Here is a 24,719-nt window from a genome sequence, read left to right as displayed (position 1 = left end):
TCTTAATACTTGCATTATGTTGAAAACAGCATTGTTGTTCCCGGGCCAGGGCGCACAATACCCTGGTATGGGCAGGCAATTGTACAAATCCTCCGCAATAGCAAGGGAGGTGTACGAGCAGGCCAGCGATGCACTGGGAATGGATATGAAAAAGCGCTGCTTTGAAGGAAGTGAATACGACCTGCAGCAAACAGCACTTGCACAACCGGCCATTCTCACCACCAGCGTGGCTTTTTTCCGGCATTTTATCCGCCAGGAGATAGGTTGCTGTCCCCAGTATCTGGCGGGGCACAGCCTGGGCGAGTACACCGCGCTTTGCTGTGCTGGCGCCTTGCAGTTAGACGATGCGGTGCGCCTGGTGCATCAGCGTGGAAGGCTGATGCAGGACGCCGTATCTGCAGGAGAGGGAGATATGGCCGCAATCAGCGGGTTGACGGATGCACAGGTAGCGGAGATCTGCACAAAGGTATCCGGGATAGCGCCCGCTGGTTTATGGATAGCAGCCTATAACCTGAACGCGCAAGTGGTGATAGCGGGATCCAGCAAACAGGTAGCGGCAGCCATGCAGCAATGCGTAATACAGGGTGGCGAAGCCGTAAGGCTGAAGGTAAGCGCGCCTTTTCACACACCCCTGATGTCGCCTGCTGCGGATAAGTTGCTGGAAGTGTTGTCTGCATGCTGTATAGGACAATTGCAATGCCCGGTGATAGCCAATGTAACCGGCCTTCCCTATACAGATGAAACAATGATCATGCAGGGACTGTATACGCAGATGACCCAGCCGGTACAGTGGCGGCATACGCTGGAATACCTGCATGGGCAGGGCGTCGGTTATTTTATAGATGCAGGGCCCAGGAAGCTGCTGCGCAACCAGGTAAGAAACCATGGCATGCGGGCTGCAGCATACGCCCTGGAAGATCCGGCAGATATAGATGCACTTCGGGAAAATATCGGCAGCAACGTGGCTGCTGTAGTCACTCCTTTAAGTAAGGCAATGGCTATTGCCGTAAGCACCAGGAACCGGAATCATGACGAAGAAGCGTATGAAGCGGGGGTAATAACGCCGTTCAGGAAAATGAAACAGCTACAGGAACTGGTGGAACAGGAGCGCCGTTTGCCTTTAGCGCATGAAGTAAAGGCTGCCTGCCGCCAACTGTGGCAGGTGTTGCAGGCAAAGCAACTGCCGCCATCTGAGGCAAGGGGCGCTTACCGCCGCTTATGTTTTGAAACAGGTGCTACGCTGGTTTGGCCGGAGCTTAAAGAAATGGAAATATGATGAATAAGGATATTTTTAACATAGGTGTGGATGCTGGTAACAGCCATGCCGGTAACGGGAAAAGGCATAACCGCATAGAGCGGGTATCCAGGAAAGATATTGCTATTATCGGCATGAGCGGCAGGTTGCCGAAGGCGGATAACCTGCGTGTGTTCTGGGACAACCTGCTGGCCGGTATGGATGGAGTAGCGCCATTTCCCGCAGCCAGGGTAGCGGAAGTGAATAATTACCTGGCTGCTGCCGGGTTATCCCCGCTGAGTGCTGCACAGTTCAAGGAAAAAGGCTTTCTGGAAAACATAGACAGGTTTGATAACAAATTCTTCAATATCTCCTATAAGGAAGCCTGCCTGATGAATCCCGCGCAGCGCCTGTTCCTGGAAGTGGTATGGCATGCTATACAGGATGCCGCCTATGCACCGGCCAGCCTGAGGGGGACCCGTACAGGCGTTTACGTTGGGTTCACGGAAAGGAATGAAGGATACTACAACCTGGTAAAAGAGCTGGAGCCGGAACTAACAGGTATGGCGCATCCGGGCAACGTAGCCTCTATTCTGGCCAGTCGTATCTCTTACCTGCTCGATCTTAAAGGGCCGGCAGTGCTGGTTGATACGGCCTGTTCATCTTCTCATGTAGCTGTGCATACCGCCTGCCAGGCATTGCGTAATGGTGAAATAGACATGGCCATTGCAGGTGCGGTGAACCTTAGCTGGCTGCCTGTAAAAGCTCCAGAAGGTGCCGGTATAGGTATAGAATCCAAAGGCGGCCGCGCACGTACATTTGATGATCATTCCGATGGAACAGTAGGAGGAGAAGGCGTAGTGGCCGTACTGCTCAAGCCCTATAGTGCAGCACTCAGGGACAGAGATCATGTAATAGCGCTTATCAAAGGCAGCGCCATTAACCAGGATGGGCGCTCCATTGGTATTACCGCCCCCAGCGTGCTGGCGCAGGTGGATGTGATTGAAAAAGCCTGGCAAAATGCCGGCATCGATCCTGAAACCATCTCTTATATAGAAGCGCATGGTACAGCCACCAACCTGGGTGATCCCATAGAGATTGAAGCGATCACGCAGGCATTCAGAAAATATACGCGGCAAAAGCAGTTTTGTGCTATTGGTGCGGTAAAAACCAATGTAGGGCACCTGGATGCAGCAGCCGGGATGGCCGGCCTGGTAAAGGCCGCCCTGGCATTAAAGCACCGGCAGTTACCCCCCAGCATACATTTTGAACGGCCTAACCGTAAAATAAGTTTTGAAACCTCGCCGGTATATGTAAACGATACGTTGCGCGACTGGGAAACAACTGCGCAGGCACCGAGGCGTTGTGGGGTAAGCGCCTTCGGCATCAGCGGCACCAACTGCCACCTGGTGCTGGAGGAAGCCCCCTTGCAGGAGCGCCCGCCCGCAACAGGCTTGCAGCCACTGGTGGTTTGCTGCTCTGCAAAAAATGAGCAGGAGCTGCTGACGACCGCCCGCCAGCTACTGGAGCATTTGAGAAAGCTGCAGGATTATTACCTGGAGGATGTTTGCTTTACGCTGAATACAGGCCGGGAGCATCTGCAATACCGGTTTGCGCTCCAGGTAAATGATAAGGCCAGCCTGGAATCACAACTGGAACAGGTATGCCTGCACGGCTTGCCGCCAGCGCCTGCCAGCACCAAAGAGGAAAAAGCACAGGCAAACCGCGCTGCCGCACAGCTACTGCAGGAATGGGAGGTAACGCCGGACGCCAGGCTTGTGCCCAGATTATGCGAACTATACCTGAAAGGAGCGGATATTGACTGGGAGGTGCTGTACGCAAACAGCTCCTGCTACAGGATGAGCCTGCCGGGTTATCCTTTTGAAGCAAAAAGATGTTGGGTAACCTATCCCGAAAAAGTAACAAACACAACATTCATGAACGCCATTACACAGACCAACAACCAGGAGCATGTTGCAGCAACCGGGAAGGAACGTATCATGTCACAGATAAAAGAAGTGATTGCCGGTGTTTTTGAGTTAGCCCCTGAAGAAATTGACACAACGGCCTCTTTCCTGGAAATGGGACTGGATTCCATTTCCATTATCCAGGTAAAACAGATGGTCCGCTCAAAATATAACATTGACATCAGCATTGATACGCTATTCAATGAAGCCGCCTCACTGGATGCGTTGTCCGCTTATATCAGCCGGCATTTGCCACCGGAACCGGCGCCCCCGCAGGTAACTGCGCCAACTGCTGCACCGGCGGAAAACCTGCCTCCTGTTGACAGACCGGCCGTTGACAGGTCGGCGCTGGAAAGCATCGTAGAGCAGCAACTGAAAATAATGGCTGATCAGTTGAGACTGTTGCACTACCCGGGAGCGTTGCCTGCCGTGGAGCAGGAGCCTTTCAAGGCAGCAGCGCCGCCGGAAAGACCTGTGCCTGCAGGCAGGGATAAAGCGGAGCAACAGGGAACTTTTCAATGGACAAGCACTGCCTTCCAGGATTTTGACGAACAGCAGCGCCGGCATCTCGCGGACTTTATCACAGCCTTCAACCGTAAAACCGCTGCTTCCAAACTGCATGTGCAACAATCACGGGCCCATTTCGCCAATAACAGGAATACCGCCCACTATAACAAAACATTGAAGGAGCTTTCTTATCCCATTATTATGAAAGCTGCCAAAGGCGCCCGTGTGTGGGACCTGGATGACAATGAATATATAGATATGTCAATGGGATTCGGTGTATTCCTGTTGGGATATAACCACCCGGTAGTGGAAAAGGCCGTGCAGGAATACGCGGGCAACTTCTTCCTGGGCCCCATGTCCCATCTACCGGGAGAAGTGGCGCAGTTGCTGCACGAGCTGACAGGTGTGGACCGGGCTGCATTCTATAACTCCGGCACAGAGGCGGTAATGGTAGCCCTGCGCCTTGCCAGGGCTGCTACCGGCAGAAATAAGATCGTAATGTTCGCCGGTTCCTATCACGGTACGTTTGATGGGGTATTGGCGCAGCGTGACATGTTCTCCGGTAATTATAACGCAGTACCTAAAGGCGCTGGCATTCCACACAAAATGCTGGAGGATGTGCTGTTGCTTGACTATGGCTCAGATACCGCGTTGGAAGTGATACGCGAGCACGCACATGAGCTGGCCGCTGTATTGGTGGAACCGGTGCAGAGCCGCAGGCCTGAATTTCAGCCGGCAGATTTTCTGCATGCGCTACGGGTTATGACGGAAGAACTGGGCATAGCACTGATCTTTGATGAGATCATCTCCGGCTTTCGGATACATCCCGGGGGCTGCCAGCGCTGGTTAGGCATACAGGCGGACCTGGTAACTTATGGCAAGATTTGTGGAGGGGGGCTGCCGCTGGGGATTGTGGCAGGTAAATCTGCGTTTATGCATGGAGTGGATGGCGGTGAGAACTGGCAGTATGGCGATGATTCGCACCCGGTATTTGATCACCGGAAAACTTTTGTGGCAGGTACATTCTGTCATCACCCGTTGTCAATGGCGGCTGCCAGCGCCATGCTCCGCTACCTGAAAGAGCAAGGCCCCATATTGCAGGATACGCTGAACAAACGCATGGAAGCGCTGGCGGCAGAACTGAATGCTTTCTTTACCGATCAGGGGCTGCCCGTCAGCATTGTACATTTTGGATCCCTGTTCCAGATACGCGCCGGTATGGAGTTATCGCTGTTTTTCCATTACCTGGCTTACAAGGGTATTTATGTGTGGGAAGGAATGACGCTCTTTATTTCACCTGCCCATACGGACAGTGATATTGCCGCATTTATACAGGCAGTGAAAACAACGGTTTTTGAAATGCAGGAGAAAGGCTTCCTGGTTTCAAATACGAATGAGAAAACAGGCAGGGCGCCCGCGCCCGCCCGTATACCGCTTACCTATGAGCAGAAGCGTCTTTGGTTTACGGCAACGGCGCATGCACAGGCAAATACGGCATTCAATGCACGTCGTTCTTTTAATGTCCGGGAAGCAGTCAGCATACCTGCGCTCAAAGAGGCAGTGCGACGTTTGGCCGCCCGGCACGAAATATTACAGACCGTGCGGATAGACGGGGCGTTTCTGCATCTGCAGCCTGCATTGGAGCCGGAAATTATTACTGACGAGGAAGCCATGCAGCAGCCGTTCGATCTTGCAAATGGTCCCCTGTTCCGCATAGCGGTTTTGGGGAAGTCAGATGGCAGCTATGAGGTATTGTTTATGATTCACTCCATTATCGCAGATGGGTGGTCGCTGAATGTGCTGTCTGATGAGCTGCTGCAGTTATACATCGCGGCAACCGCCAATACTGTGGCAGCGTTGCCGCCGGCTCCTTCATTCCGGCAGTATGTGGAATGGATGCAGGCGGAGCACGCTTCGCCGTTGGCAAAGGAGGCCGTCGCATTCTGGAAGGAGCAGCTAAAGCAGCCTGTCAGCTCTCCAGCCCTGCCAGCAGGCGTATTCCGCAACAAGCCGCAACAGGAGGGCGCCGGCGCTGGCTGGGTATGGGTGCTTACAAAGCAGCATACGGAAAGCCTCAGGAAGTTTGCGCAGGAAAATGGCCTCAGTATGTTTATGTTGTTGCTGGGCGCCTTTGAAGGGCTGTTATACCGTCTTTGCCGGCAGTCCAGGATGGTTATTGGCATACCTGCTTCAGGGCAGTTGCTGATGGAGGCGCCTGGTATGGTAGGACAATGCAACCAGATCATTCCTTATATCCATGAGGTGAACGGCATACAGCCTTTTCGCAGTTTCCTGAAGGAAGTAAAGCAGGCCTGGCTGGGCGTTTACAAACACCAGCGCTTTTCATGCCTGGATCTGCTGCAGCAGGAAGGAGAAGAAGACCGCTTCCCGGATATACGCGTGGTTTTTAATATGGACCCTGCCATACGTCATACAGAGGTGGAAGAGGCGCAGGAGGATGTTGTACGGGAAAAACCGGGTGAGAACAAGTATGATTTTTTCCTCAATGCAATTGAAGCAGGCGGATCACTGCGGTTGCACTTCCAGTTTAACAAGCACTATTACCCGGAAAAGATAGTACGTGCATGGATAGATCATTTCAGCGCCTTGCTGTACGGAGCGCTGGAGCGCCCGGAAACGGCGGTGGATGAGCTGCCCGTGGTAGCCGCGCAATCTGCAGCTACAGCAGCCGGCCGGCCGCCATCCTTTCCGCAGGAAGATACGCAGGCAGCCCTGCACGTACTGCTGGAACAAATAGCAGCGGCCAACCCGGCCAGGGCGGCTTTAACATATGATGGCGCTACTTATACCTATCAGCACATTAACCACATAGCCGGTTGCTTTGCAGGGTACCTGCAGGGGCTGGGCATGGGCAATGGACAGGTAATAGCCGTTCGCACCAATGGCGTATATGAAACCTTGGTGGCCGCATTGGCGGTACTTAAGGCAGGCAGCGCCTATACACTGCAGACCCGGACATTAAAAGAGCTGCCTGTTGTGGAAGACGGGATGCTGGAGGAATGGCTTGCCAGGCAGCAACCTGGCATGAACGGTTACCTCAGCATGCCGGCCAGCGGAGCGGCTATTGCAAAGGTGGCTTCCGGGTTGGAGGTAAGCCATCGCCGGATGATTGACCAGCTCAATGCCGTTGCGCAGCAAACCGGGCCCGAAGTTGGAGATGCCGGGTATGAGCTGGTAACCGCCGGCCTCGGGAAAAATATTTGGACAGATATTGTGCTGTCCGGCTGGTTGCAGGCGCGCCATGTAATGGTAAATGAGCAGCGTCCAGGCAGTGAAGCGGAAGGGGTGTTTTTCCTGGACAGGTCGCTATGGATAAAATTACTGCTGGGTAATGATACGGCCATCTCGGTCCCCGGCAGGCAGTTGGCCATCATTTCCACCACGCCTGTAACCGATCTGCATACTGCCTGGTGGAAGGACTACCTGAGAATAACAGATAGAAAGAGTGTTGCCGGATGGTTTTATGCGCCGCCGGACGCTCCATTTTTACTGTCCTGGAACAGGCTGCCCGATGCGGACAGTAAAATAGCGCCGCCGGGAATATGGCCGGTAGCCCGGCCGCTGGCTGGTAACCGGTACGTGGTGCAGGACGGGCAGGATAAAGTATTGCCCGATGGCGTGTACGGCCGGCTGCTGGTACAGGTGGACAACAGGCTTTGGCAAACAGGTATTCCGGCAAGATTGCTGGGCGCCGGTGAAGCAGAAATAGATGTTTTCTCACAACAGGAAAGCGCCGGCCGGCAGTTGCTTGCTGAAATGATCATGTTGCATACGGGTATTCCTGACGTCAGGATAGATGACCGTAACGGTCACGTATGCCTGGTAACCGCACAGTTCCCGGTAGCAAAGCTGATGCAGTTAATGCAGTACTTGCACGAAGCCGGGGTGCCGGAGCAGCGTCAGCCGTTGCGCTATGGTGTTATTCCGCCTGAAATGCTGGACGCTGACGGCGCTTTTGACGAGCGGGCGGTAACGCCGCTCATACCTGCGGCCGATCAGCAGCTTTTGCAGGCAGATCCTGTGGAAGAAAAAGTGATCGCCCTGTTCAGGAAACTATTTCCTTCCCGTAAGTTCTTTACGGTAGATGATAATTTCTTTGCACTGGGAGGTAACAGTATTAATGGTATACAACTATTGTCCTGGATATACAGGGAATGGGGCATAAAGCTGGATATTGCCCAACTGTTTGAGTGTCCCGCGATTAAGCAGTTGGCCGGCCTTATCAGGAAGGCTGGTTATGGAGAATTTACACATATTCCCCGGTTGCCGGAAGCAGAGGACTATGAAGCGTCACATGCCCAGAAGCGCTTGTGGATACTGCATCAGAACGAGCATGAAAATCTTGCCTATAATATGTCCAGCACCTATGTGCTGCAGGAAGGTTTTGATAAGGCGGCCTTTGAAAGGGCTTTGCTGACCGTTGTTGAACGGCACGAAATACTACGCACTACCCTCTGTAACAAAGAAGGGGCGCTGCGGCAGCAGATACATGCACCTGGCAGCATTCCCTTCCGGCTGGAGGTAACAGACCTGAAACAGGACCCTGACAGGGAGAAGCAGGCATTGGAAATTGCCGTACAGGAAAGAAATACGGTATTTGATCTCGAGCGGGGGCCGCTGTTAAGAGCGCGGCTGCTGGAAATGGAAACAGATCGCAGCATTTTTATTTTCACGTTGCACCACATTGTCTCCGACGGGTGGTCAAAGGAAATACTGACCAATGAAGTGCTGTGTCTGTATACCGCCTATATGCAGAACAAACCGGCGGACCTTCCCCCGCTGCCTATCCAGTACAAGGATTTTGCGCATTGGCAGAATGCACAGATCGGGCAAGGGGAAGCCACCAAAGCCCGGGACTACTGGTTAAAACATTTCAGCGGCGATCTGCCGGTGCTGGAGATCCCGGCCGATTATCCCCGGCCTTCTGTGCGTTCCCAGAACGGCGCCAACTGCGCTGTGCAGATTGATGCGGACCTGCTGCAACACATCATTGACCTGGCTAACCGGAACGAGTGTACATTATTTACCTTCCTCTTTGCAGTTGTGAAGGTGTTGTTATATAAATGCTCCGGGCAGGACGACATTATCATCGGGTTGCCGGTTTCCGGGCGCGACCATCCTGACACGGAAAACCTGGTAGGCCTGTTCGTGCATACATTACCTATACGTACCTCGTTTAAGGGCTCCGATAGCTTTACGGAATTCCTGCAGCTAGTCAGGCGGAACATGATGGATGCATACCGCCACCAGGTATACCCGGTAGACCAGTTGGTGGAAGACCTCAATATCAGTTGGGAGATCAGCCGCCGGCCCCTGTTTGATGTGATCGTAAACTGGCCGGACATTCACACCGGCATCGGGAATGAGGAACAGGAGGGGCTGGCAGCGGATACATTCTCTGTAGAGCGTAATAACAGCATGTTCGACCTGTCATTCTCCTTTATCGCCATGCCGGGAAACTGCCAGGAGCTGAACATCAATTACAATACGGATATATATGCTGCCCATAGCATACAGCGCATGCTGGAGCGTTTTATAGCATTGCTGCGCAGCATTGTACAGGACAGTGGCCAGCGGATAGACAGGCTGGAATACCTGCCTGTTGAAGAAAAAAATGCGTTGCTGGAATTCTCAGGGCCAGGTCGGGCAGTGCTGCCGGCCCCGGACCTTGTGACGCTTTTTGAGGCCACTGTACAACGCTGTGCCCATCAGCCGGCATTGCGTTGTGAAGCAACTACCCTGAGCTATGTGCAGATGAATGAGCAGGCTAACAGGCTGGCAGATTGCCTGGTAAAGGATTACGGTATCCGGCCCGGTGACAGTGTGGGCATTATGGTAGGCCGTAATGAATGGATGGTAGCAGGCGTGCTGGGTATCCTGAAAGCCGGTGCTGCTTATGTGCCGGTGGATCCTGAATATCCTGCTGACAGGGTGAACTATATAATAGCAGACAGCGGCATTAATGTACTGGTGACAGAAACAGAAGAAGTGGATACCCTGGCGCCGGTACAGCATGAGATGAAAATACTGGACCTTTCCGGCTTTAAGGAAAAGGAGCAGCAGTATGACAAGGCTAACCGTTTGTTAAAACCAGGAACGGACAGCCTTGCCTACCTGGTGTATACTTCCGGCTCAACCGGCAATCCCAAAGGCGTGATGATTGGTCATCGGGAGCTGCTGGGTTTATGGAGCAGCCTGGGAACAGCGTACCGGCTGGATAGGTTGGGCATCCGGCTGCTGCAGGTGGCCAGCCTTTCCTTTGATGTGTTCTTTGGCGATATGCTGCGCAGCATTTTCCGGGGAGGGGTGATGGTGATCTGCCCGGCCGCGAAGCGGTATGATCTGCCCGGTTTGTATGAGCTGATGCAAAAGGAGCGGATCACCATGGTGGAATCCACCCCCGGCCTGTTACTGCCGCTGCTGGATTACATTTATGAAGAAGGAAAGGATATCAGCTTCCTGGAAATACTGAACATGGGGTCCGATATGCTTTCGGTAGAGGATTACCGGCGCGCATATGAACGTTTCGCGCATACAGGCATACGTATTATTAACAGCTATGGCACTACGGAAACAACGATTGACTCCAGCTTATATGAAGGAGTGGGTGCTGATCTCCGGCCGCTGGGATATGTGCCTATAGGCCGTCCCCTGGAAAACAGCCGTATATATGTGCTGGACAGGAACCTGCAGTATTGCGGCATTGGTATAACCGGGGAGCTGTGCATAGGTGGAGCCGGTGTAGGTCGTGGATACCAGGGCCGCCCGGACCTGACTGCACAACGATACCTGGAGAACCCGCATGCAGCAGGGGAGCGCCTGTATCGTACCGGCGACCTGGCCCGTTGGACTCCCGAAGGCAACGTGGAATTCCTGGGCCGCGGCGACAACCAGGTAAAGATCCGTGGCTACAGGGTAGAGCTGGGAGAGGTGGAAAGCGTATTGCAAAGTTACAATGGCGTCCGGGAAGCAGTAGTACTGGCACAGGAAACAGGTGGTACAGACAGGCACCTGGTAAGCTATATAGTATGGAAGGATGCGGCCGATGAGGAGGGACTACGCACCTGGATGAGGGAAAAGCTACCCATGTACATGCACCCGGCCTATTATGTGGCAATGGACCGCCTGCCTTTAACCAGCAATGGAAAAGTGGATCGCCGGCAACTGCCGGTACCGGAGATGGCGGAAACAGGCGCCTATGAAGCGCCGCGCAATGAAGTGGAAGCTGCATTGGTAAAGATATGGGAAGAAGTGCTGCAGCGGGAGCGGATCGGCATAAAAGATAATTTCTTTGACCTCGGCGGTCATTCCCTGAAGGGTATACGGGTATTATGGCGCGTGCGGAAGGACCTGGGCGTGGATATATCATTCCCCGACATTTTTAACTATCCACGCATCATGGATCTTGCCGTTCTCATTAGCCAATCGGCCGCAGCCGGCGCGGTAGCCCCTGTGCCTGTGCTGCCAGCGCAGCCCAGGTACGAACTGTCGCACGGGCAGTTGCGCATGTGGATACTGGCGCAGATGGAAGAAAGCCGCTCTGCTTACAACATGTGCATGTCGTTTGAATTGAGGGAGGACATTGATCTTTCAGCGCTGTCAGGAGCCTTTGAACAGTTGATAGCGCGCCATGAAATATTGCGCACCATATTCCTGAATGATCACGAAGGCGTATGGCAGGTAGTGCAGGCACCGGCGGACAGTGGGTTCAATGTAAATGTAGTGGACCTTACCGCACAGGATGTACCAGCACAGCAGGAATATCTGGCAAAGCTGTCTGCTACTGAAGTCCGGTATAAGTTTGATCTGGGCAGGGGGCCGTTGTTACATGCCCACCTGTTGCGCATGAAGGAGGAGTTTGCCGTTCTGCTGATCAACATGCACCACATTATATCCGATGGTTGGTCTGTGGATGTAATGATGGAGGAGCTCACCAGCATTTATGAAGGGTTGGTATCCGGTAAACCGGCAGTGCTGGAACCGCTGAAAATACAATACAAGGATTATGCAGCACAGCAAAACAAGCTGCTGAACAGCCCGGAAATAGCTGTGTATAAAAATTACTGGCTGGAGCAGTTCTCCGGGGAGCTGCCGGTGTTAAACCTGCCATTGGACCATATCCGTCCTGCCGTCAGGAGCTACCGGGGAGCTACAGTGAGGACCGTACTGGGCCGCGAGGATACACACGCGCTGCAACGTTTTGTACAGCGTGAGCCGGATAAAAGTATGTTCATGGTGCTGCTGGCCTGCACTTACACTTTGCTGTACCGTTATACCGGCCAGGAAGATATGGTGTTGGGCGTACTGGTTGCAGGAAGAGAACACGATGACCTGCTGGGACAAATAGGATTGTATGTAAATACATTAGCGTTGCGCACCCGCTTCAGCGGACAGGAAAGTTTTGACAGCTTGCTGGAAAAAGTACAGGAAAGCCTGTTGGGAGCTTTCGAGCACCAGGTATATCCCTTTGACCTGCTGGTAGAGGACCTCAACATTACAGGCGACAGAAGCCGTTCTCCCCTGTTTGATGTGCTCGTTACCTACAAAAGGGATGAGCATGCGGACGACATCCAGGAAAACCAGCAGAATGAGGCTTCGGCGGAAGAGCTGGATATGGGAGACCTGCAAAGGGAAGACAGCAATATCAGCAAGTTTGATATCACCGTCAACTTCCGTGAACAGGCCGGCGGTTTGTACATCAGCATCAACTACAACACGGACATTTTTGATGAAACGCGTATCCACAATATGCTGCGCCACCTGCAGGAAATGACGAGGTCCGTATGCCGCCATACCGGGCAGCCGCTATCTGGAATGAAGTACCTTACTGATAAGGAGACAAAGGACCTGCTGGAAAAATTTAATGATACCGCAGTGCCTTACCCACAGCACAAGACCATACATGGGCTGATTGAAGCGCAAGCCGCCCGCACCCCGCATAATACCGCAGTCATACATGAAGGAGTGAGCCTGACATATGATGAGCTGAACCGGAGCGCCAACAGGCTGGCGCATTACCTGGCAGCCAAACATGGGTTGGGGCCGGGCAAAGTAACCGGCGTACAGGTAGAGCGGTCGGAGAAAATGATCATCTGCCTGCTGGCTATATTGAAAACAGGTGCTGCCTATGTGCCTATAGATGGGGAGTATCCAGAGGAGCGCATTCAATATATCATTGCAGACAGCCGGCCGGATATTGTACTGAAGGATCATGACCTCGATTCGGACATGCTGCAGGGCAATGGATATAGTGACGCTAATCCGAATGTGCAGACGGAGCCTTCCGACCTCGCATACCTGATCTATACATCCGGTTCCACCGGGCGGCCCAAAGGGGTAGCGCTGATGCATCGCAATGCGGTCAGCTTTATAGACTGGTGCCACCATGAATTTAATACCGAAAAGTTTAATACTGTACTTGCATTAACCTCCTATTGCTTTGACCTTTCCATATTTGAGATGTTTTACAGCCTGAGCGCCGGCAAGCAGGTGCTGGTGCTGAAAAGTGTGGTGGATATGCAGAAGTATGTGGAGTGTATGCCGGATGTACTGCTTAATACAGTGCCTTCCGTGATAGACAGCCTGATCAGGTTGGGGACCAGCTTCAGTAATGTACGGCTTATCAATATGGCAGGAGAGCCGGTACCACGTGCCATAAAGGATCATTTCAGAGGTTCAGGTATCATAATACGGAATCTTTACGGCCCTTCAGAGGATACTACCTATAGTACCTGCTACCGGTTTAGCGATGATGACGACAGGATATTGATAGGAAAGCCTATCAGCAATACCAGGGTATACATACTGGATGCTGCCAATAGCCTGGTGCCTGTAGGATTCCCCGGCGAGCTGTGTATTGCTGGCGCGGGTCTGGCGCGGGGCTACCTGAACCAGGAACAACTGACAACCCAAAGATTTGTGCCCAACCCCTTTGAACCCGGGGAACGGATGTACCGCACCGGTGATATTGCCCGGTGGACGCCCGATGGGAATATTGAATTTCTGGGCCGTAATGATGACCAGGTAAAGATCCGTGGTTACCGCATTGAGCTGGGTGAAATACAGCAGGTGATGGTGAGCTATGAGGCTGTACAGGAGGGCATCGTGCTGGCTGTACCGCTGGCAGGAGGGGAAAGGGACCTGGTAGGTTACGTAGTATGGTCTGGTACGCCGGACGAGGTGGCGCTGCAACGCTATATGAAGAACAAGCTACCGGTGTATATGCAGCCCGCGCATTTTGTGGCGCTGGAAAAAATGCCGCTGAACAGCAACGGTAAAATAGATAAAAAAGCGCTGCCGGTTCCGCAATCCCCGGCCGCCACAGGAGTCCCTGCAGAAAGCGCCGGGTCGCCGGTGGAAGAAGCGTTGACAGCTATTTGGGAGGATGTGCTGCAGCGGAAAGGCATCGGTATTTCCGATAATTTCTTTGAAATAGGCGGTCATTCGCTGAAAGGTATGCGGGTGCTGGCCAGGATCAATGCCACTTTTAATGTAAGGTTCACCCTGAAGGATATTTTCAGGAAGCCGACAATAAAGCAGCAGGCAGCCGCTATTGCAGAAAGCTGTCCTGCGCCAGCGCCTGTAAAGCAGGTGAATAATAATAACCTCGAAGAAATAATTATATGAGCATTTCCGCATTAATGACAGCGTTGCATGACTTGAAGGTGGAAATATCACTTACGGGCAATGATCAGTTGAAGATCGTAGCGCCGGAAGGAAGCTTAGGGCCGGATATGATTGCACAGCTCAGGGAGCATAAGGAAGCGTTGGTGCATTCGTTGAAATCGGGAGCAAGAGCTGATGATACTTTCATTCAAAGGTTGCCGGACGCACCTTTGTACGAAGTGTCCCATGCACAGCGCCGCCTATGGATACTGCACCAGATGGATGAAAGCAAATGCGCCTATAACATATTCATGGCGTATGAGCTGAATGGCCCGCTGAATCCCGAATGTCTGAGAACAGCCTTCAGGCTGCTGGTTGCCCGTCATGAAATATTGCGCACCGTCTTCGTGAGCAATGCGGAAGACCTGTGGCAAAAAGTGCTGGAACCGGAGACCGCCGGCTTCGCTGTAATAGAGAAGGATATGCGGGAAGCGGATGAAGCGTACAAGCAGCAGCAACTGGCTATACTGGCAGATGCAGGATGGAAGCACCAGTTTGATCTGGAGACAGGACCGCTGCTGCGGGTGCAGTTGGTAGCGCTGGAAGAACAGCGGCATGTGTTGATGATGGGCATGCATCACATTATATCAGATGGCTGGTCGCTGGAGATTATGATGGACGAGCTGGTGCAGCTATACGAAAGTTCGCTTACCGGCATGGCTTCCGCGCTGCCTGCCCTGAGAGTGCAATACCGGGATTTTTCCGGCTGGCAGAACCGCCTGTTTGAAAGTCCCCGTATGCAGGCTCATAAGCAATACTGGAACCGGCAACTGGCAGATGGGGTGCCTGTGCTCAACCTGGCTACAGATATGCCCAGGCCGGCGAGGAAGACCTACGAGGGCGTTACCAGCAGCATGTGGCTGGATACCGGCGAGTGTAACCTCCTGAGAGCCATGTTGCACAAGCACCGGGGTAGCAGTATGTTCATGGCGCTGGTAGCCTGTGTGAAAGCGTTGTTATTCCGTTATACCGGGCAGGAGGATATTATACTGGGCACGCCGGTGGCAGGCAGGAGCGTGGAAGATCTTTCCGGTCAGATCGGCTGTTATGTGAATACGCTGGTACTGCGTACCCGTTTCAGCGGACAGGAAAGTTTCAGCGCCCTGCTGGACAAGGTAAAGGATGTAATGCTTAATGCTTACGAACACGAAGTATATCCGTTTGACAAGCTGGTGGAAGACCTGGGCATTGTAACAGATCCCAGCCGTTCCGCCCTGTTTGATGCCATGATCACCTACCGTAAAAGTGATGCCCCCGTCATGGATAGCACGGGAACGAATAATGCTGCTGGGGGCAGCAACGATGGAGAATTGCAGATGCGCAGTTTCAGCACCGGAGAATATGAGATCAGCAAATTTGACATCACGTTCAATTTTGAAGAATACCATGATAGTTTATGGATAGGCATTAATTACAGTACGGATCTTTTCTGTAGGGAACGGATAGACCGTATGCTGGTGCATCTCAGGATGCTCATAAAAGCGGTATGTACAGACAGCCGGCAACCGTTAACAGCAATAGCTTTTCTGCCGCAGGAGGAAAGTAATGCTTTGCTGAGCCACTTTCCTGCCGCTATCGGCGCCGGTGAAGCAGCTACCTTGCACGGTCTTTTTGAGGTGCAGGCTGCCCGTATGCCTGAACATACAGCGCTGGTCTGTGAAGGAGAGCGCATAACGTACGAAACCCTGAACCGGCATGCTGACGAAGTAGCCGCCACACTTGCTGCCAGGTATGGAGTAAAGCCGGGCGACCTGGTTGGCATTATGATGACCCGCTCTGCGGGAGCTGTTGCCGGGCTGCTGGGCATCCTCAAATGCGGTGCAGCTTATTTGCCGGTTGATCCCGGCTATCCAGAAGAACGCATTCAATACATGATGGCGGACAGTGGGGCACGTATCGTTCTGACAGATCAGTTGTATGAGGAGCTGCTGGCCTGTCCCGCAAACCCCGGAGTATATGTGCAGCAACCTGTCAGCGGCGACAGCCTGGCTTACGTGATCTATACTTCCGGCTCCACCGGCAGGCCCAAGGGCGTAATGATAACGCATGGCGCGGTGCTGCACCTGCTGGAAGGTTTACGGCAGGAAATGCAGTTGCAGCAGAACTGGCAGTATCTGCTAACAGCCTCGCTTTCATTTGATGCCGCCGTAAAGCAGGTGTTTGTGCCGTTAACGATGGGTGCCACCCTGCACGTGTGCAGGGATACCGCCGATGTGACTTCCCTGGTGGCGTACATCAGGGGGCAGCAGATTAATGTGCTGCACGCCATGCCCATGTTATGGAAGGAAATATTAGCCGAAATAGCCGCTACGGGCGGAGGTACGGCCCTTTGCTGTATCTCGTCCGGTGGCGATGAGCTGGACCGGGAATGTATGGAGCAGATGAAGCGGCAGTTCCCGGCAGCAGCTATCTATAACACTTACGGACCAACGGAGATATGTGTAAATGCACTGATATATGATATGCAGCAGCCTGGCGCGCATGTGCCGCTGCTGGGGAAATGCCTGCCCGGCTATCGTGCTTATATCCTGGATAAGCAGGGAAAGCTGATGCCGGCTGGCTATCCCGGGGAGCTATGTATTGCTGGTACCGGTCTGGCGTGGGGGTACCTTGGCCAGGAGCAGCTCACGCAGGAGCGTTTTGTAGCTGATCCGTACAAACCGGGGGCGCTGATGTACAGGACAGGGGACCTTGCTCGCTGGACCTGGGACGGCAATATTGAATTTCTGGGACGCAATGATCACCAGGTAAAGATCCGTGGCTACCGCATAGAAACCGGCGAGATAGAGCGAGTGCTGGCACAGTACGAAGGAGTGCAGGAAGCGGTGGTTACCGCCTGGAGATCCCCCTCGGGAGAAAAGGAACTGGTGGGTTATGCGGTATGGAAGGATCAGCCGGATGAAGCCGGCCTTCGCAAGCACCTCCACCGGTATTTGCCCGGCTATATGCATCCGGCGCACCATGTAGCGCTGGACCGCCTGCCTTTAAATGGCAATGGAAAAGTAGACCGCAACCGTCTGCCTGCTCCCGTGCAGGAGATCAGCAGCAGGAAGTATGAAGCCCCGCGTAATGGAGCAGAGGCGCTGCTGGTAAAGATATGGGAAGAAATATTGCAGCGCAGGGGCATTGGTATCCACGATAACTTTTTTGAACATGGCGGCCACTCGTTGAAGGGTATGCGCATGCTGTGGCGCATCCGGCAGGAGTTCGGGGTGGAGATCCCTTTCCGGGAATTATTCAGTCATCCTACCATCAGTGGATTAAGTACCTGGCTGCGGCAGGGAGAAATGGATGGCCATGCTGCAGGACGAACAGCACCTGAACCCTTGCCGCCGGCAGACAAATATGCGCTGTCACATGCACAGCAGCGTTTATGGATACTGGACCAGCTTGAAGAAAGCGTTACCGCGTACAATATTCTTACGGGCTATGAGCTGAAAGGCAGCCTGGACGTTACTGCGCTGGATGCTGCGCTGAAAGCGCTGGTAGAGCGGCATGAAATACTACGCACCGTATTCAGAAGCGATGCCCAGGGCCCCTGGCAGTATGTGCTGTCCCTGGCAGAAAGCGGGTTTGCCATGATATATATGGATCTTTCAGATGAGGGGGTGGCGGCGCAACAGCAAAAGCTGACTGCGGTTACAGCCCTGGAAAGGGAGCATCGGTTTGAGCTGGATAGCGGTCCCCTGTTCCGGGTACAGTTGGTAAGATTATCTGCCGTGCAGCACATATTGTTGCTGAACATGCACCATATTATTACGGATGGCTGGTCACTGGACGTATTGCAGAACGACCTGGTGCAACTGTATATAGCCCGGCAGCAGGATAGTGCAGCAATGCTGCCCCAACTGCGGGTGCAGTACAAGGACTATGCTGCCTGGCAGCACCAACAGTTGACCGGTGCATATGGCAGGGAGCATGCCCAATACTGGCAGAACCAGTTGGGGGGCAACCTGCCCGTGCTGGAACTGCCGGCTGATTATACCCGTCCCCGTCTTAAAACATTCAATGGCGCCACACTGCAGCACTGGCTGGAGGGCAGCTCTTATGATGCCCTCCGGTCCTGCCTGCGCAGTCACAGCGGCAGCAGCATGTTCATGCTGCTGGTAGCCGGTCTGAAAGCGCTCTGCTACCGCTATACCGGCCAGGAAGATATTGTGCTTGGAACCCCTGTTGCGGGCCGGGATCACGAATACCTGTCCGGGCAGGTAGGCTTCTATGTAAATACCCTGGTGCTGCGTACCCGTTTTGATGGCAACGGCACTTTTGGAGACCTGCTGCATAAAGTGCAGGAAACCGTGCTGAATGCATATGAGCACCAGTGCTATCCCTTTGACAAGCTGCTGGAAGACCTGGACGTAACGCCTGACCGTAGCCGTTCCGCCCTGTTTGATGTAATGGTATCCTATGCGAAAGTAAATAATGCGGATGCAGATGAAGCGCCGGATGCGCTACGGATCATGGAATATGAAACAGGTGAAGTGAACATGAGTAAATTCGATCTCACTGTTCATTTCACGGAATATCCAGACAAGGTGGCCGTTGCGATCAACTATAATACGGACCTGTTTTCCAGGGAGCGTATTATAAGCATGCACCGGCACCTGAGCCAGCTCCTGGAGGCCGTGGCCGGCAATGTAGAATTACCGCTGTCCATGATCCCATACCTGGCGGAAGATGAAACGCAGCAGTTGTTAACTGCCTTTAATGATACGGCAGCAGACTATCCACGTGATGCTACCGTGCATGATTTATTTGCGGCGCAGGTAGCCCGTACTCCGCATGCAGCAGCAGTGGTGTTTGGGGAAACGCGGCTAACCTATGCAGAGCTGGACACGCTGGCGGAGAGGGCTGCTGCCGCCTTGCAACAGGTATATGGCGTGAAAAGCGGGTCCCTGGTGAGCGTAATGATGGACCGGTCTGACCGGTTGATTATCTGCCTGCTGGGCATCCTGAAATGCGGCGCTGCTTACGTGCCGGTTGATCCCGCATATCCGGCAGACCGTATACGGTATATGCTGGAAGACAGCCGGCCCGCAGTGGTGTTGTCAGACAGCCCGGCAGGCAACGATCTGCAGAAGCATATACCATGGATCACATACGAACACCTGATCAGTCATAACTGCAGCGCATATACGCATACGAACCATGTTGCCACGGACCTGGCCTACGTGATCTATACATCCGGGTCTAGCGGCCGTCCCAAAGGTGTAATGGTAGAGCACAGATCTGTGGTGAACCTGTGTTACTGGCACCGTAGCGCCTTTGAGCTGAGCAACGCCTCAAAAGCCTCCGTATATGCAGGGGTGGCATTTGATGCGCTCGGATGGGAGATATGGCCTTACCTGCTCACAGGGGGATGCCTGTTCCCCGTAGCGGAACAATACCGTACGAATGCCAGGCTGATGCAAACGTTCCTTGAAGAGCACGGCATTACGCATGCCTTTTTGCCTACCGCTCTGTACGAAGAGCTGGGCAGCCATCTTTCCCTCCCGGCGGATAACAATATCCGGTTGCTGGTAGGTGGCGACAAACTGAACAGGATATATCCCGGGGCTACCGTAATAAATAACTATGGTCCCACAGAAAGTACGGTGGTGGCCACTTCCGCTATCTGCAGGGCAACAGGTGGAAAAGTAACCATTGGCAGGCCGGTAAGCAATACCCGTATCTACATCGTGGACCGGCATCTGAAATTAATGCCCATAGGCTGCCCGGGAGAACTGTGTATAGCGGGAGAAAGCCTGGCGCGCGGTTACCTGGGGCAGGAACAGCTTACCCGGGAACGCTTTGTAGACAACCCGTTCGAGCCTGGGGCCCGCATGTATAAAACGGGAGATATAGCGCGTTGGACGCCGGACGGCAATATTGAGTTTCTCGGTCGCAATGATCACCAGGTGAAAATCCGCGGCTACCGTATTGAAACAGGTGAAATAGAAAGGGTATTGCAGCAATATGCAGGGGTAAGGGAAGCATTGGTAACCACCTGGGAGCCCGCATCCGGCGAAAAAGAGCTGGTAAGCTACCTGGTATGGGAGGAAAGCCCTGATGAGCCCGGCCTGCGCGCCTGGCTGGAGCTACGGCTGCCCCGTTACATGCATCCGGTACATTATATCGCCCTGGACCGCCTGCCGCTGACCGGCAATGGGAAGGTGGACCGCCGTCAGTTGCCGGCGCCCGCGCTGCATGCGCGCAGCCGGCAATATGAAGGCCCGCGTAATGAAGCGCAGCAGCAATTGATTGCCATTTGGGAAGAAATATTGCAGCGCCGCGAAATAGGTATTCACGACAACTTTTTTGACCTGGGCGGTCATTCCCTGAAGGGCATGCGCATGTTATGGCGCTTGCGCCAGGAGTTTGACGTAGACATTCCGTTCCACGAGTTGTTTAGCTATCCTACGGTAAACACCTTGTCAACATTATTATCCGCCGGCGCCCGGCAGCCAGTGCTCCCCCTGGAGCCAGTGCCCCGCAAGGACAAATACCATCTGTCACATGCACAACGCCGTCTATGGGTGCTGGATCACCTGGAGGAGAGTGCCACAGCTTATAACATACTTACCGGCTACGAATTGGAAGGCGAGATGGACAGGACCATGCTGGAAACTGCCTTTACGAAGCTGGTGCACCGCCATGAAATACTGCGTACGGTATTCATCAGTGATGAAGAGGGACAGTGGCAGCATATACGCCCGGCAGCGGAGAGCGCCTGTGGCCTGCTGTTTATGGATCTGACCATGTATGAACCGGCAGCAAAGACCCGGCGTCTGGAAAGCCTGAGAGCAGCGGAACGGGATTTCAGGTTTGACCTGGAGCAGGGCCCTTTATTCAGGGTACACCTGGTGCGGCTGAATGCTGCCCGCCACATCCTGTTGATCAATTTCCATCATATTATTGCAGACGGCTGGTCAATGGAAGTGCTGCGTAATGACCTGGAGCAGCTATATGCAGGAGCAACCCTACCTCCATTACCCGTTCAGTACAAGGATTACGCGGACTGGCACAACAGGCTGCTGGCAGCAGATGAAGTGCATGGCCGCTATTGGAAGGAGCAACTGGCAGGCGGCGTACCCCTGCTGGAGCTGCCCGCGGATTATACACGTCCTCCCGTAAAAACCTATCATGGCGCCGTGAGTAGCGCATGGCTGGATAATACGGTGTATGCCGGTCTCCGGTCCTGTTTGCAGGAAAGTAAGGGCTCCAGCATGTTTATGCTGCTGGTAGCGGGACTCAAGGCCCTGTTTTACCGGTATACCGGCCAGGAAGATATCGTGGTCGGTACACCGGTAGCCGGCCGGGATCATGAATACCTGTCCGGGCAGATAGGCTTCTATGTAAATACCCTGGTGCTGCGTACCCGTTTTAATGGTACCGGCACCTTTCAGGAGCTGCTGGAACAGGTGCGGGAGGTGATGCTGCATGCCTACGCGCACCAGGCATACCCCTTTGACAAGCTGGTGGAAGACATGGACCTGGCTGCTGACCGCAGCCGCACGCCGTTGTTCGATATAATGGTATCCTACACGCGTCTGGCGCCGGCAGAAGAAAGCAGCGAAGCAGGTCCTGTCCTGCAGGTAACAGAGCATAGCACCGGTCAAACAACCGTGAGCAAATTTGACATGACTGTTCACTTCACGGAGCATACGGACGGTATACACGTGTCCGTTACCTATAACACCGGTATCTTTAAAAAGGAGCGGATCACACGGATGCTGGAGCACCTGCAGGAGCTGTTTACCGGCATAGGTGCCTGTAGCAGCCGGAAATTATCCGAAATGGTATACATCAGTGAGCCTGAAAGGAATATCCTGCTGGGATCATTCAGCTATAGCGGCAGCACGCCCTATCCTGCGGAGCATACCATACACGGATTGTTTGAAGACCAGGTGCTGCGCATGGGCGAGAGTCCCGCCGTTATATACAATAACCGTATACTGAGTTATGCAGCGTTGAACCGGGAAGCGGACAGGGTAGCCAGTTACCTGCGAAATGCATATGGCGTACGCCCTGGCCACCTGGTAGGACTGATGATGGACCGCTCTGAGCGGTTGATGGTATGCCTGATGGGTATCCTGAAGGCTGGTGCTGCTTACGTACCTATTGATCCCGAATATCCCGCGGACCGCATACGGTATATGCTGGAAGACAGCGCCCCCAAAGTGCTGATAACAGACCGGGAGCCGGATGCTGGTATCAATATGGAAATAATGAACATTGCAGGAGAATGGGAGCTGCTATCCTATTATCATGACGATGAAAAGGTGCCTGTTGACAGCCACTCTCCTGCCTATGTGATCTATACCTCCGGTTCCACTGGCCATCCCAAAGGGGCCATGATAGCGCACCATTCGGTTGTGAACCTGTGCGCCTGGCTACAGGAGCAGGTATACACCCCGCATGGTGGCCAGCTCACGGCTATGCTTACGGCCTCCGTCAATTTTGATGCGTCCGTACAGCAATTGTTTGCTCCCCTGCTGTCAGGTGCGCGACTGGTAATGATCAGTGAAGCGGACCGTCGCAATGCGGAGCGTTACATACAGCATCTCCAGCAGCAGCAGGTATCCGTTATAGATATTACGCCCGGTTACCTGCGGGTATTGCTGGAGGTGCTGAAAGGCGCTGGTACAGCGGGCCTCAGCCTGCAATATGTGCTGGTAGGAGGAGAAGCGCTACCGACAGAAGACCGCGCATTATTTTACCGCGTTTTCGGGAAAAAGGCACAGTTGATCAATGTATATGGTGTAACGGAAGCAACGGTGAATTCTACTTACGAAGTGGTGGCGCCCGGTAGCAGCAACAGCCTGTGTATAGGCCGCCCCCTGAAAAATACGCGCATCTATGTACTGGACAGGCAGCTTAATCTCTGTGGCATCGGTATACCGGGAGAGCTGTGCATTGGCGGCGTAGGGGTAGGCCTGGGATACCTGGGCCGCGAGGAGCTGACGCGAGAGCGTTTTATAGATAATCCGTATGTACCGGGCGAACGCCTGTACCGCACCGGTGATCTGGCGCGCTGGGCCGGGGATGGAACGATAGAATACCTGGGCCGCGGCGATAACCAGGTAAAAATAAGGGGCTACCGCATAGAGCCCGGGGAAGTGGAAAATGTATTACAGGGATGTCCCGCAGTGCGTGAAGCGATTGTGGAAGTACATAAAAGTGCATCCGGCGACAAAGCCCTGGTCAGCTATATTGTATGGAATGAGGCGGAAGCGGAGGCCGGCCTGCAGGACTGGCTCCGGCAAAAGTTACCCCGGTATATGCACCCCGCATATTACATTACCCTGGACTACCTGCCGCTGACAGCCAATGGCAAAGTGGACCGTAAACAACTGCCGCTGCCTGAAACGGAGCCGGCCGCAGTGTACGAAGCGCCGCGTAATCCCATGGAAATAACGCTGGCCGACATCTGGGAAGAGGTTTTACAACGCAGGCCTATCGGCATTCGTGATAATTTTTTTGCATTAGGTGGACATTCCCTGAAAGGAATAAGGCTGATGGCAAGGATCGCCCAAACATTTAACCGCAGGGTAAGCATCCGGGAATTGTATGAATACCCGGATATAGCCACACTGGCCGCTTTCCTGGAAAGGCCGCCTGAAACGGAAGAAACATTGATTTTCCCCTTTTTCCCCCGGCAGGATGCCCATGCTACTCCTGTCATTTTTATTCCGCCCATTATAGGCTCGGCCACTATCTACCAGCACCTGGCAGAACAGCTCCGGGAAAGCTTTACCTGCTATGGCATGCAATATCAGGGCTTCGGGGGCGGACCTTTTGCCTCTTCCGTGGAGGAAATGGCGAGCTCCTGTGTACAGCAGTTGCTGGAGCGTATTCCAGCCGATCACTTCATATTGTTAGGCTACTCCATGGGGGCGTTGATAGCGTATGAAGCAGCCTGCCTGCTGGAAGCGCAGGGCAGGTCTGTTACGCTGCTGCTGGTAGATAAAGAACTGCCTGCCGCTACAGGCGGTATAAAAGCGTTGCCTGCTGCCGAAGTGCTTGATCAGCTTTTTGAAAAGGAGATCAGCAGTTGGGAGTTGCCGGAGGGCGAAGGACGCCCGGATCATCACCATTTGAAGGAAATGTTCCAGGCAACTTACCGCATCATGCGCGCTTATAACCCTTCCGGCTTCATTAACGGCAATATTATTGCTTTTGAGGCGGCTGGCAGGAACACTGCTGTCATGCATGAATGGCAGCGCTTTACCCGTGGAGATTTTGAGTACCACCGGCTCGAAGGAGATCACTATCATGTAATACAGGACCCCCGTTTGCCTGCATATATGCTTCAACTGGAATATTCCAAAAACATCCTCTAACAA

The 24,719-nt window shown here is 53.6% G+C and carries 3 protein-coding genes; all 3 read left to right on the top strand.

Features of this window, described 5'->3' with window-relative positions; genetic code table 11:
• Positions 1-16: 16 nt before the first annotated feature.
• From fabD to LX66_RS26905, 3 genes are read left to right on the top strand one after another with little or no spacing between them, the layout of a single operon-like run.
• Entirely contained in the window at positions 17-1,276 is a 1,260-nt protein-coding gene (fabD, locus tag LX66_RS26915) for an ACP S-malonyltransferase (protein WP_145719302.1), read from the top strand.
• Complete coding sequence (locus tag LX66_RS26910; RefSeq protein WP_145719300.1) at positions 1,273-14,355, top strand: non-ribosomal peptide synthetase; 13,083 nt, start codon at positions 1,273-1,275, stop codon at positions 14,353-14,355. The genes fabD and LX66_RS26910 overlap by 4 nt, the downstream gene beginning before the upstream one ends.
• A complete protein-coding gene (locus LX66_RS26905; RefSeq protein WP_145719299.1) occupies positions 14,352-24,716 on the top strand; it encodes a non-ribosomal peptide synthetase in 10,365 nt (3,454 codons plus the stop codon). The genes LX66_RS26910 and LX66_RS26905 overlap by 4 nt, the downstream gene beginning before the upstream one ends.
• The last annotated feature ends 3 nt before the right edge of the window (positions 24,717-24,719 follow it).

Source organism: Chitinophaga japonensis, assembly GCF_007830125.1.
Taxonomy (GTDB): domain Bacteria; phylum Bacteroidota; class Bacteroidia; order Chitinophagales; family Chitinophagaceae; genus Chitinophaga; species Chitinophaga japonensis.
This window is presented reverse-complemented; position numbering and strand designations above follow the sequence as displayed.

Excerpts from the sequence above, each read along its gene's own strand:
- LX66_RS26910 (WP_145719300.1), top strand. The coding sequence starts at position 1,273 with ATGATGAATAAGGATATTTTTAACATAGGTGTGGATGCTGGTAACAGC.
- fabD (WP_145719302.1), top strand. The coding sequence starts at position 17 with ATGTTGAAAACAGCATTGTTGTTCCCGGGCCAGGGCGCACAATACCCT.
- LX66_RS26905 (WP_145719299.1), top strand. The coding sequence starts at position 14,352 with ATGAGCATTTCCGCATTAATGACAGCGTTGCATGACTTGAAGGTGGAA.